This window comes from Streptomyces sp. NPDC042638 (assembly GCF_040647235.1).
Taxonomy (GTDB): Bacteria; Actinomycetota; Actinomycetes; order Streptomycetales; family Streptomycetaceae; genus Streptomyces; species Streptomyces rameus.
Window position 1 is genome coordinate 113,166 of record NZ_JBEZBT010000016.1, and the last position, 12,227, is coordinate 125,392.

Annotated in this window: 9 protein-coding genes; 7 read left to right on the forward strand and 2 right to left on the reverse strand. The window is 73.7% G+C overall.

Features of this window, described 5'->3' with window-relative positions; translation table 11 throughout:
* Window positions 1-195: 195 nt before the first annotated feature.
* Window positions 196-2,187: a HEAT repeat domain-containing protein gene (locus AB0B40_RS16060; RefSeq protein WP_362264134.1), complete on the reverse strand. Its 1,992-nt coding sequence runs from the start codon at window positions 2,185-2,187 to the stop codon at window positions 196-198.
* A gap of 145 nt (window positions 2,188-2,332) precedes the next feature.
* Window positions 2,333-4,012: an acyl-CoA dehydrogenase family protein gene (locus AB0B40_RS16065; RefSeq protein WP_362264135.1), complete on the reverse strand. Its 1,680-nt coding sequence runs from the start codon at window positions 4,010-4,012 to the stop codon at window positions 2,333-2,335.
* A gap of 71 nt (window positions 4,013-4,083) precedes the next feature.
* Between AB0B40_RS16065 and AB0B40_RS16070 the strand changes: the two genes are divergently transcribed.
* From AB0B40_RS16070 to AB0B40_RS16100, 7 genes are all read left to right on the forward strand, one after another.
* Complete coding sequence (locus AB0B40_RS16070) at window positions 4,084-4,839, forward strand: PaaX family transcriptional regulator C-terminal domain-containing protein (RefSeq protein ID WP_362264136.1); 756 nt, start codon at window positions 4,084-4,086, stop codon at window positions 4,837-4,839.
* Between the two features lie 298 nt (window positions 4,840-5,137).
* On the forward strand, window positions 5,138-6,070 hold the full coding sequence (sbnA, locus tag AB0B40_RS16075) for a 2,3-diaminopropionate biosynthesis protein SbnA (RefSeq protein ID WP_345054808.1): 933 nt from the start codon (window positions 5,138-5,140) through the stop codon (window positions 6,068-6,070).
* Window positions 6,071-6,141: 71 nt separating this feature from the next.
* Window positions 6,142-7,143 (forward strand): 2,3-diaminopropionate biosynthesis protein SbnB, encoded by a 1,002-nt coding sequence (gene sbnB / locus AB0B40_RS16080; protein WP_362264137.1) that lies wholly within the window; start codon window positions 6,142-6,144, stop codon window positions 7,141-7,143.
* Window positions 7,140-8,999, forward strand: a complete 1,860-nt coding sequence (locus AB0B40_RS16085) for an FAD/NAD(P)-binding protein (RefSeq protein WP_345054796.1) — start codon at window positions 7,140-7,142, stop codon at window positions 8,997-8,999. The genes sbnB and AB0B40_RS16085 overlap by 4 nt, the downstream gene beginning before the upstream one ends.
* Complete coding sequence (locus AB0B40_RS16090) at window positions 8,996-10,198, forward strand: PLP-dependent aspartate aminotransferase family protein (RefSeq protein ID WP_362264138.1); 1,203 nt, start codon at window positions 8,996-8,998, stop codon at window positions 10,196-10,198. Before AB0B40_RS16085 ends, AB0B40_RS16090 begins: the two co-directional genes overlap by 4 nt.
* 140 nt (window positions 10,199-10,338) lie before the next feature.
* On the forward strand, window positions 10,339-11,517 hold the full coding sequence (locus AB0B40_RS16095) for a benzoate/H(+) symporter BenE family transporter (protein ID WP_345054811.1): 1,179 nt from the start codon (window positions 10,339-10,341) through the stop codon (window positions 11,515-11,517).
* Between the two features lie 150 nt (window positions 11,518-11,667).
* Window positions 11,668-12,222: a hypothetical protein gene (locus AB0B40_RS16100; RefSeq protein WP_362264139.1), complete on the forward strand. Its 555-nt coding sequence runs from the start codon at window positions 11,668-11,670 to the stop codon at window positions 12,220-12,222.
* Window positions 12,223-12,227 lie beyond the last annotated feature (5 nt).

Here is a 12,227-nt window from a genome sequence, read left to right on the forward strand (position 1 = left end):
CCGTCGCCGCCACCGGTCGTCACGACGGGGGCCAGCCACCAGGGATGCTGCAGCGGGAGGCCCCGCCTCGGCCCGCAGTCGGGACGCGTCGTCTGGCACCGCGTCCCGGTGGCCCGGCGAGATCTCCTCCGTCGCCGGCGCGTTCCCCGGCGGTGGGGGAGGCCGGGGCGCGGCCGAGTACGCGGCCGTCCCCGGCTACAGCCCTGCCAGCACCTCCCGGCAGGTGCGCAGCAGTTCCTCGTCGTCGGGGATGTCGTGGCTGCCGAACGCGCCCTCGTGGGCCGTGTGCCGGCGGGGGCGGGTCAGTTCCTCGGTGATCAGGTCGCGTAGCGGCGCCGCGGCCGGGCCCATCGCGGTCAGGCAGCGGGCTATGGCCGGCCGCGTGCGCGCGTCCGCCGTCCACGCGGCCCGGAACAGGGGCCGGACCGGGTCCGGATCCCCGGTGATGCGCCACAGCGCGCAGGCGGCCGGTATGCGTTCCCGGGCCGGTCCCGACCGGGCGAGCCGGCGCAGCTCGGGCAGCGCGCCGCGCGCGGCCGGGCCCAGCCTGCCGAGCTGCCGTGCGGCGCTGCGGCGCAGGCCCGGGTCGGCCCGCGTCAACTCACCCCGCAGAACCGGGAGTACGGCCGAGGCGTCCCCGTCCGCCGACCACAGCGTGCCCGCCGCGACGGCCGCGTGGCGGGTGCGCAGCAGCGGGCGCAGGAGCGGTGCCGCCTGTGCGGCGGCGCCCAGCTCCGCCAGTGTCTCGATCACCTGGCCGACGATCTCCTCCCGCGCTCCCGGGCCGTCGGGGGCGTCCGAGAGCAGCCGCAGCAGTTCGGGCACGGCCTCCCGGTCGCCGACGGCCCTGATCGCGGTGAGCAGCGGGATGGCGAGCCGGGCGGCGCCGGGGGAGGCGAGCGGGATCCGGCCGAGGCGGTGCCGCAGGGCGGGGGCCAGCGCAGCCGCGGCCCGGCCGAGGTGTGCGACTTCGAAGCCCAGCCCGGCGGGCGCCGCCGGGCCGGCCAGAAGCTGGGCCAGGGGCGGGACCGCGCGGGGATCGCCGCTCCTGGCCAGTGCCTTGAGCGGGCCGCCCAGCGTGGGCGAGGAGCGCTCCCAGCGGTGCGTCCACAGGTCGGGCCGGGCGGCCACGAGCGCGTGCAGCTCGTCCGCGGCCGGTCTGGCCAGCGCGTGCAGCTCGGCCAGGACCGAGACGGCCGCGTCCCGTAACCGGTCCTGGTCGGTGCGCAGTTGGGCGCCGAGCAGCCGTACCGGTCCGTCGTACGCGCCGCGCCAGCCGCGGAACAGCCCCGCCGACATCCACACGGCATTGCACCGGTCCACCGGGTCCGGGCTGGTCAACTGACCGACGAGCAGGGCGATCCGGTCGTCCACCCGGTCACCGAGCGCGCCGTGCAGGGTCCGCAGCAGCGCGGCGCCCTGCTCGTCGGAGGGCCGCAGCCGCCGAATCCGGCGCACCAGGGTGTCCGTGCCGGAGAACTCCCGGGCCGGGAGGCGCTGCGCGGACCGCTGGTGCAGCAGTCGCACCGCCGCCGGCACCAGGTCGGCGGGGAGCCGGCCGGGCGCGCGGAGCGCGAGCTGGCCGAGCGCCGCCAGCCGCCGCCCCGGCGCGTACGGCGGCGCGCTCTGTTCGGCCAGGAGGTCCAACGCCCCGTCCGCGTGCGCGGGGTACCGCTGCACGAACAGGCCGAGCGCCTCCGTGAGGGCGGCCAGGACGGAGTCGTCCCGCTCGGCCGGCAGCCACCGCCGCAGCAGCTCCAGCACCCGCGGGGGATCGTCCAGGAAGCGGACCAGAGCCCCGGCCGCCGCCCGGCGCACGGCCGGGTCCGGGTCCCCGGCGAGCGCGGCGAACACCCCGGCACCCGCGCGCACCGCCTCCCACGCCCGCCGGTCCCGCTGCCCGTCCTCGCCGCTCCCGCCGCCGATGCTGACCAGCAGTTCCACGATGCAGCCCCGGTCCGCGACCTCCTCGCGGGCCGCCAGCGCGAACAGGAAGGGAACGCAGGCCAGCGTCGAGTCGTACACCCTTCCCTCGTGGTGCAGCGCGCCGTACATCCCGTCGAGCGCGGTCGCCCGCTCGGCGGTGTCCGCGGACGCCAGGGCGCGCAACCACCCGGGCACGTCCTCCGCGCTGCCGTGCGCGTGCCGCAGCGAGTCCCAGTCGACCTCGTCGATCCCCGTGAACACGTTGTCCTCCCCAGGCGAGTCCCACCTGATCGCGAGTGTGCACCACGGCACTGACAACGGTCCGAATCCACGTGCTGACTGTGTGCGATCCGTCGGCGGTCACCGGCCATGGGGAGGCGGTCGGCCGCACGCGCGCGGGGAGGGGTCAGTTCCGGCCGGGCAGGGCGCGCTCCAGGATGGCGTCGAGCCCGGTTCCGGCGGGCAGGGTGCCGAACGAACGGCCCCAGTCGCCGCCCAGCCGGGTCGCGCAGAAGGCGTCCGCGACCGGGTGCGGAGCGTGCCGCACGAGCAGCGACGCCTGAAGCGCGAGGGCCATCCGCTCGACCAGCCGGCGGGCGCCCACCTGATCGGTTTCGGCCAACTCGTCCTTGAGCGCGGCGGCGGCCGTGTCGAGGCGGGCGTCGGCCCCGCGCGCGAGGGCCAGTTCGGCGAACAGGGCGTCGGCGCTGTCGGGTTCGCGGCCGAGGGCGCGCAGCACGTCGAGCGCGTTGACGTTCCCGGACCCCTCCCAGATCGACAGCAGCGGGGCCTCCCGGTAGTGCCGGGGCATGCCGGAGTCCTCGACGTACCCGTTGCCGCCCAGGCACTCCAGGGCCTCGGCGGTGAAGGCCGGACCCCGCTTGGTGACCCAGTACTTGCCCGCGGCGGTGGCGATGCGCCGGAAGGCCCGCTCCCCGGCGTCCCCGCGCACCGCGCGGTCCGCCGCGCCGGCCAGTCGCAGCGTGAGCGTCGTCGCCGCCTCCGACTCCAGCGCGAGATCGGCCAGGACGTTGCGCATCAGCGGCTGGTCGACGAGCCGGGCGCCGAACGCGCTGCGGTGCCGGGCATGGTGACCCGCCTCGACCAGCGTCTTGCGCATCAGGGCCGCCGAGGACATCACACAGTCCAGCCGGGTGCAGTTGACCATCTCGATGATGGTCTTCACGCCCCGCCCCTCCGGTCCCACCAGCCAGGCGACCGTCCGGTCGAACTCCGGCTCCGAGGAGGCGTTGGACCGGTTGCCCAGCTTGTCCTTCAGCCGCTGGATACGGAAGGTGTTGCGGGTGCCGTCCGGCAGGATCCGCGGCACCAGGAAGCACGACAGCCCGCCCGGGGCCTGCGCGAGCACCAGGAAGACGTCGCACATCGGCGCCGACGTGAACCACTTGTGCCCGCGCAGCGTGTACACGCCCGGCTCGCCGGTGGGCGTGGCCGTGGTGGTGTTCGTCCGGACGTCGGAGCCGCCCTGCTTCTCGGTCATGCCCATCCCGGCGAGCAGCCCGGGCTTCTCGGTGGGGACACGCAGTACGGGGTCGTACTCCCGGCTGGTGAGCAGCGGCTCGTAGACCTTGGCCAGATCCGGCTGTGCGCGCAGGGCGGGTACGGCGGCGTAGGTCATCGACGTCGGGCAGCCGTGCCCGGCCTCCGTGTGTCCCCAGACCAGGCCGCCCGCGGACCGGGCCACGTGCGCGCCCGGCCGGTCGTCGGCCCACGGCGTTCCGGCCAGGCCCTCGGTGACCGCCGTCCGCATCAGGTGGTGCCAGCTGGGGTGGAAGTCCACCTCGTCGACGCGGTGGCCGTAGCGGTCGTGGGTGCGCAGCACCGGCTCGTACCGGTTCGCCTGCTCGCCCCATTCCTGGGCCTCCGCGCTGCCGGCCCGGGCCCCCAGCCGCCGGAGACCGTCCTCGGCCCACCCGGCGCCCTCCCGGCGCAGCCCCTCCAGCAGGGCCGGGTCGTCGGAGGCGTCGTACGGGGCGAGCGGCGGGGCCTGGTTGGTGACGTCGTGCGTGGCGTACGGCTGCGAGGGCTGCGGCGGCAGCGGCGACTGCGCGGGAATCGGGACCATACAAGCATGTTGCACTCTCCCTGCGGCTGTAGCAATGATGCAACAGGAAGGCGCACGTACAGTACGGGGCCATGCGCATGAACGTCTCGGCGGAGCCGGATCCGGCAGGCCTGCGACCCCTGTCCGCCCGGTCGGTCGTGCTGAGCCTGCTCCTCGGCGTGCACCCGCCCGAGTTGCCGGTGAAGGACCTGGTCCGGCTGGTGGAGCCGTTCGGGGTCGGCGGCTCCACACTGCGGGCCGCGCTGAGCCGGATGGTGTCCGCGGGGGACCTCCGGCGCGCGGACGCCGTCTACCGGCTCAGCGACCGGCTGCTGGCCCGGCAGCGCCGCCAGGACGACGCCGTGCACCCGCGCACGCGCGCGTGGGACGGCGACTGGGAGATGGTGGTGATCACGGCCACCGGCCGCGGCCCCGCCGAACGCGCCGACCTGCGCGCCCGGCTCACCGCCCTGCGCATGGCGGAACTCCGCGAGGGCGTGTGGCTGCGCCCGGCCAACCTCGACCGGCCGCTGCCGGCAGCCCTGCGCCGGGTGGCCCTGACGTACACGGCCCGCCCCGACGACCCCCCGGGTGAACTGGCCGACCGCCTCTGGCCGCTGGCCGGCTGGGCGGCCACGGCCCGCTCTCTGCTCGACCACGCGAGCGCGGCCGGACATCCGGCCGACCGGCTCACCGCCTACGCGGCGGCCGTGCGCCATCTGCTCACCGACCCGGTCCTGCCGTCCGCGTTGCTGCCCCCCGACTGGCCGGGAGAGGCGCTGCGAACGGCGTACGCCGGCTATCGGCGGGAACTGAGCACGGCCCTGGGCGCGTCGGAACAGAGGTAATGAGCCGGGGCCGAGGCCTGCAAAGAGTCCCTTCAAAGGGTCAACCCTCGGATCGTGCACCGCCGTTGACAAGACTTTGCTTGTCCTGGAAGTCGTGACATGTCAGAGTGGCATCATCGCGACGAATGACTGGGGGATACAGCGATACACGGGGGACGGGGGAAAGAAGTCCCTTCTGCGTAGCGTGCGCTGAAAGTTGCGCACCGACCGGCAAGCCCGATGGGCACCATCTGCTGCGGCGCTGACCACGCCGCGCGTGCCCATTTCTACGGTTTGGACTCTGGTGATAGCGGAAGAAGTGTACGACCTTGTGCTGGACGACTTGTTCGTCCAGCTCCATCAACTGGTTCCGGGAAGTTCCGTCTTCCTCAAGATCGAGGGCCTCAATCCCGCGGGCTCGGTGAAACTGAAGACCGCGGTGGCCCTCGTGGAAGAAGCCGAGGCCTCCGGGTGCCGCTTTCCGCGGACCCGGCTCATCGAATCGACCTCGGGAAACCTGGGAGTCGCCCTGGCGATGGTCTGCGCCGCCAAGGGCTACCCCCTCACCTGCGTCACCGACCCCAACGCCAACCCGCAGACGGTCCGCCTGATGGAGGCCCTCGGCGCCGAGGTCGTGGTGGTGACCGTCAGGGACGGCAACAGCGGCTTTCTGCAGTCCCGCATCGACTACATCCAGCAGCGCCTGCGCCGGGAGTCCGACCTGCACTGGCTCAACCAGTACGCCAATCCGGCGGGACCCCGGGCGCACCGGGAGCGGACGGGACGGTCCATCTCCGAGGCGCTGGGCCGGGTCGACTACGTGTTCGTCGGCGCCGGCACCACCGGGACGCTGATGGGATGCGCGGAGTTCTTCCGCCGCCACAGTCCCGGCACGCGGATCATCGCCGTCGACAGTGTGGGATCGGTGACTTTCGGGGGCCGGCCCGCCCGCCGTCACATTCCCGGTCTCGGGGCCAGCCGGCGGCCGGAAATACTCGACGAGACACTGGTCGACGAAGTCGTGCTGGTATCCGAGGCGGAAGCCGTTGCCATGTGCCGCGTCCTCGCCAGCGAACGCGGCCTGCTGCTCGGCGGATCCACGGGAACGGTGCTCAGCGCGGTGCAGAGCACGGCCAAGAGGATTCCGGACGGAAGTGTCGTCGTGGCGATCTCACCCGACTTCGGCGACCGCTATCTGAGCACGATCTACGACGATTCCTGGGTGGCCGAGAACTGGCCCGAACTTCACTGACGGACCATCAGTGAAGACCGACGACGAACAGAACAATGCTCGGGTGCACCCCGAGCCGGGGGAAACGAAAAGTGTTCAAATTTGAAATAGTCGCCGGCGGCAGCGTGCGCGAGGTGCTGCACGACAGCCGTCGCGAAGTCCTGGACCTCGTGCGCCGGACCTACCGCATTCACGAGGCCGGAAAGACCGTCAATCCCGACAGCTACTTCCTGCGGTTCCCGCAGAAGCCGGACTCCCGCATCATCGCCCTGCCCGCCTTCCTCGGTCCCGAGGCCGGCGTCGCCGGTATCAAGTGGATCGCGAGCTTCCCGGACAACACGCGGTCCGGGGCACCCCGCGCCTCCGCCGTGCTCGTCCTGAACGACTACGAGACCGGCTACCCCGTGGCATGCCTGGAAGCCGCCACCATCAGCTCCGCCCGCACCGCCGCCTCCGCGGCCGTGGCCGCCGCCACGCTGCGCCCGGAGGGACACCGGGGGAAGAGAATCGCGGTCGTGGGCGCCGGCGTCATCGCCCGCAACATCTGCGACTACCTGCACGCAGCCGACTGCGTCCCCGACGCCTACCTCGTCCACGACCTGCACGAGCCCTCCGGCCAGGCCCTGGCCGAGCACCTGCACACCACCCAGCAGGTGCCCGCCTCCTTCACCACGGACCTCGCCGAGGCCCTCGCCGCCGACACCGTCGTGTTCGCGACCACGGCGCTGAAGCCGTACGTCACCACGCCGTTCCGGGCCGGCCAGCTCGTCCTGCACATCTCACTGCGCGACCTGGCCCCGGAAGTGATACTGGCGGCGCAGAACATCCTGGACGACGTCGACCACTGCCTGAAGGCCGACACCTCACCACACCTCGCCGAACAGGCCACCGGCTCCCGTGACTTCGTCACCGGAACCCTCGCCGGCGTACTGAACGGCGAGGTGACGCCCGACGGCGGACGCCCGGTGATCTTCTCGCCGTTCGGCCTCGGCGTGCTGGACCTCGCGGTCGGCGCCTTCGTCCTGGAACAGGCGCGCCGCGACGGTACGGCCATCGAGATCCCCGACTTCTTCGGGGAGACACGCCGGTGGTGACCCCGATACGAGCCTCCGCGGCGAGCGTGGCGATCATCGGCCTGGGCTCCCGGGGCCTCGGGCTCCTGGAACGTCTGGTCGCCCACAGTCTCACCCGGCCCGCGCCGCTGACCGTGCACCTGGTGGACCCGCGTCCCTTCGGGCCCGGGTTCCACACGGCCGACCAGCCCGACCACCTGCTGCTCAACACCGTCTGCTCCCAGCTGACGGCCTTCGCGGACGAACGGATGGTCGCCGGTCCCGCACCGCTGTCCGGCCCCTCCCTCGCCGAGTGGTGCCAGGAGCGCGACCTGCGCCTCGCCGACGACGGCCACAGCGTCCGGGCCGGCGAGGGCCGCCGCATCCGTCCGAACGACTTCCTGCCCCGCAGGCTGCTCAGCGAGTACCTCGCCTGGGCCGCCGGTGAGATCCTCGCCGCCGCGCCCGACTGCCTGACGGTCGTCGCGCACCGCTGCGAGGCGGTCGACGTGCGGCCCGGTCCCGACGGCTCGGAGGTGGTGGAACTCGCCGACGGCGCCCTGGTCGACGCCGACGCCGTGTTCGTCACCGTCGGTCACCACTCCCTGTACCGTCCGGCCGCCCCGGCCGCCGAACCGCGGCTGGTCACCCGCCCCTACCCGCTGCCCGAGGTGCTCGACCACATCGCCCCGGGCGAGCGCGTCGCCGTCCTCGGCATGGGCCTCACCGGCATGGACGTCCTCGCGAGCCTGACCCTGGGCCGCGGCGGCCGGCACGAGCCGCACCCGTCGGGACCGCGGTACGTACCGAGCGGGCGTGAGCCCAGGATCGTCCTGGCCAACCGCTCGGGCCTGCCCTCGCGCAGCCGGCCGTACCTGGCCCCGGACCGGACGAGGTTCGCGCCGCTCGCCCTGACGGCCGACGCCGTCGCGCGGCTGCGCCGACGGCGCGCCGACGGCCGCCTGCGCTTCGCCGAGGACGTGCTGCCGCTGATCGAGGCGGAGATGGAACTCGCCTACCACCGCACCGTGCTGGCCCGCGAGTGCGGTGACGCGGCGACCGCGGGCCGCGAGTTCGCCGAACGCGTCCTGGCGGACGGGTACGGGACGCTGCTCGCGGAGTGCCGCGCCCGCTGGGGGCCGGCCCCCCTGGACGGCGTACTCTCCCCGGCCCCGGCCGGACGACAGTGGGCCGACCACGCCGAGTACGCCCGCTGGTTCACCGGCGCGGTGGAGGCGGACCTGGTGGAGGCCCGGGCGGGGCTCGGCGTCAGCCCCCTGAAGGAGGCGCTGGAGGTCCTGCGGGACCACCGCGACGTACTGCGGACGGTCGTGGACCCGCCCGGTCTCGACGACGCCTCCCTGGCCGGGTTCTTCGGCGAGTTCGACACCACCGTCAACCGGCTGGTCATCGGACCCCAGCTGGACCGCTCGGCCGAGCTGCTGGCCCTCGTCGAGGCGGGCGTCGTCCGGCTCGGCCCCGGCCCGCGGCCGAAGGTCATCGCCCCGGCGGGCCAAGGCCCCTGGAAGCTGGAGTCCACCGCCCTGCTGCGGCCCGCCTCCGCCGAGGTCGACCACGTGGTGCACGCCCACGTCCGCGAGCCCGCCCCCGAGCGCGTCCCCGGTTCCCTGCTCGGCACCCTCACGGGCGCCGGCCGGGTCCGGACCCTCGGCTCCCGCGGCGGCCCCGCGCACGGCCTGGAGGTCACCCGGGAAGGCCAGGGGGTCGACCGCGCCGGGAACACCCAGCCGCGGCTGTTCTTCCTCGGCCCGCACACCGAGGGCTCCAGCTACTACAACCACTACGTCCCCTCTCCGGGCATGCCGTCCCGCGCCCTGATGGACGCGGAACTCGCCCTGAGCACCTCCCTGCCGTCAGTGATCACGAGGAAGCGATGACCAACAGCGAGAAGTTCACGCCCTGGACGACGGAGTTCCGGGCCGAGACACGGGCCGCGCAGGGCGACGGCTGGCGCGGTCCGGCGACGGGAGCCGTACCGCCGCCCGTCAGCTTCGCCGCGACCTACGCCAGGGACGCCGAGTACCGGCTGCCCGGCGGCCTGGCGTACCTGCGGGACCAGGGCAGCCCCGGCTACGAGCAGGTCGAGAACGTGGTCGCGGGCCTGGAGGGCGGCTCACAGGCCCTGGTGTTCTCCTCCGGCATGGCGGCGGCCACCGCGGTGTTCCAGGTGCTGCCCGGCGGCTCCCGGGTCGTCGTACCGCGGACCATGTACTTCGGCCTGACCAAGTGGCTGACGGAATTCGGGCCGCAGCGCGGCCTGGAGGTCGTACAGGTGGCCATGGACGACCTCCAGGCCGTGTCCGCGGCCGTCGCCGCCGCCCCCACCGCCCTGGTGTGGGTGGAAAGCCCGGCCAACCCCACCTGGACGGTCACCGACGTCGCGGCCGTCGGTGAGATCGCCCACCGCGCCGGTGCGCTCCTCGGTGTCGACAACACGGTCCCGACTCCGGTGCACAGCCGCCCGTTCGGCCTCGGCGCCGACGTGATCATGCACTCGGGCACCAAGTACCTCAACGGGCACACCGACGTCGTCGCCGGCTTCCTCGTGCTGGCCCCGGATCGGACCGAGGCCCGCGAGACGCTCTGGGAGCGGCTCCGGCTCCACCGCAGGCTGACCGGCCCGCTGCTCGGCCCCCTGGAGACCTACCTGCTGATGCGCGGCATACGCACGCTGTTCCCGCGCATGCGGCAGATATCGGCCACCGCCCAGGCCCTCGCCGAGCACTTCGCCGGACACCCGCTGGTGAGCCGGGTCGCCTATCCGGGTCTGCCCTCCGACCCCGGGCACGAGGTCGCCGCCCGCCAGATGGCCGGCGGATTCAGCGGGATGCTCTCCCTCCACGTCGCCGGGGACCCGCGGCGCTCGCTGCGCGTCGCCCAGAGGTGCCGGCTCTTCATCCCCGCCACCTCGCTGGGCGGCGTGGAAAGTCTCATCGAACACCGCTACACCTTCGAGGGGCCGGGCAGCACCGCACCGAAGGACATGGTCCGCCTCTCCATCGGCCTGGAGAGCCCGGCCGATCTCGTCGCCGATCTCGAACAGGCCCTCGAAAGGGCTGCGAAGGAAGACAGTTGACTCCCGAGCCCCCCGACACGGACACCCCCTCGGGCGCGGCGCACACCGCCGCGCCGTCCTCCCCTCCCGGCCGCCCGGTACCGCGGCGGCCGGGAGGACCGGAGCCCGCCGGTGGACCGGCCGCGGAGAACAGGCCCCGGCTGCTGCGCGACGCGTCGCTGTCCGCCGTGCTGGCGGGCTTCGTGGCGGTCGTCGTGTCCTACTCCGGGCCGCTGGTCATCGTGCTCTCGGCGGCCTCGGCCGGACACCTCGACACCGCGCAGACCAGCTCCTGGGTATGGGCCATCTCCGTCGGCAGCGGCCTGACCTGCATCGGGCTGAGCCTGCGCACCCGTACGCCGGTCATCACCGCCTGGTCGACGCCGGGGGCGGCACTGCTGGTCACGAGCCTCGGCGCCTACTCCTACGCCGAGGCCGTCGGCGCGTTCCTCATCACCGGCGCCGTCATCACGCTGATCGGGCTGACGGGGGTGTTCGGCCGGCTGATGCGCCAGGTGCCGACGGCCGTCGTCTCGGCGATGCTGGCGGGCATCCTGTTCAGCTTCGGCACCCATGTCTTCACCTCGCTGAAGACGGCGCCGCTCATCGCCGGATCCGTGCTGCTGGCCTACCTGCTGGCCAAGCGACTGCTGCCCCGGTACGCTGTGCTGATCGCACTCGCCGTGGGGGTCGCCGGCAGCGCGGCCACCTCACGGCTGCACGTCCACGTGGACAGGATCGAGCTGGCCCGGCCGGTGCTCACCACCCCGCACTTCTCCGTCGCCTCCCTCATCGGCATCGCCGTACCGATGATCCTGGCCACGCTCGCCTCGCAGAACGCCCCCGGCATGGCGGTGCTCACCGCCTCCGGCTACCAGCCCGAGGACCGGCTGCTCATCGGCACGACCGGACTGGCGTCCACCGCGCTCGCCCCCTTCGGATCGCACGCGATCAACCTGGCCGCGATCACCGCCGCGATCTGCACCGGCCCGGAGTCGCACGCCGATCCGCGCCGGCGCTACGTGGCCGGTGTCTCGTGCGGTGCCTTCTACCTGCTGATCGGTGCCTTCGGCTCCACGCTGGTGGCCTTCTTCGCCGGCCTGCCCGAGGAACTGGTCGCCGCCATCGCCGGTGTCGCCCTGTTCGGGGCGCTCGCCGGCGGCATCACCGGCGCGGTCAAGGAGGAGAAGGACCGCGAGGCCGCACTGATCACGTTCCTCGCCACCGCCTCCGGTGTCACCCTCCTCGGCATCGGCTCCGCCTTCTGGGGCCTCGTCTTCGGCGTCGCCGCCCACCTCGTCCTGTCCGGGAAGTGGCGCAGGAAGACCACCGAGGCGTGACCGAGGCCCGCGACCGGGCGCGGGGCGGGTGGCGCCGCGGTGAGCCGTGACGTTCCCTGGTAAGTACGGGCGTGCCCCCGGAAAGGGGGATGACCAGCACCGTCGTGGGAACTCGGTGGCCACGTACGGCGAACTCACCCGAGGAGAGTCATGGCTGAGCAGAAGTCCTCGTCAGCCCTCACGGCGCCCCTGCGCGGCGCGGCCTCGGTACTGCGCAGGGTGCCCGGCACCGGGACGGTGAACAGGGCTGCGAAGGAAACACTGGACAAGGTAGGCGCGGTCTCACCCCGCGGACGGCGCATGGCGGTGTACGCCGGTGCCGGACTGCTCGGCGCGGCGGGTGTCGTGGAGTGGCCCGTGGCGGTCACCGGCGCGGCGGTGGCCTGGCTCACCCAGCCCCGGCCCGGCCGGAGCGCGGAGGCGCAGGGCCCCGAGGCCGCACACGACCTGGCCGCCGCGGCCCTCCGCTCCGGCGCCGGTCCCGAGGGCCGCGGCGGCCACGGAGACGACCGGGCGGCCGGGCCCGCCGTCACCGGCACGGCCGCGGGCGCCAAGCACTCCGGGCACGGCCACAAGCACAAGGGGCACGGTCACGCGCAGGAGCCCAGCCCGCCGGAGTCCGCCCACGGGGTCAGGGCGTCGGCGGCCAAGACGTCCTCCGGTCCCCTCGGGCCGACCGCCCGGCCCGAACGCACCACTCTGTAGGAGGC

Coding starts and splice junctions, on each gene's coding strand:
- AB0B40_RS16090 (WP_362264138.1), top strand. CDS start 8,996: ATGACCAACAGCGAGAAGTTCACGCCCTGGACGACGGAGTTCCGGGCC.
- AB0B40_RS16065 (WP_362264135.1), bottom strand. CDS start 4,012: ATGGTCCCGATTCCCGCGCAGTCGCCGCTGCCGCCGCAGCCCTCGCAG.
- AB0B40_RS16070 (WP_362264136.1), top strand. CDS start 4,084: ATGCGCATGAACGTCTCGGCGGAGCCGGATCCGGCAGGCCTGCGACCC.
- AB0B40_RS16100 (WP_362264139.1), top strand. CDS start 11,668: ATGGCTGAGCAGAAGTCCTCGTCAGCCCTCACGGCGCCCCTGCGCGGC.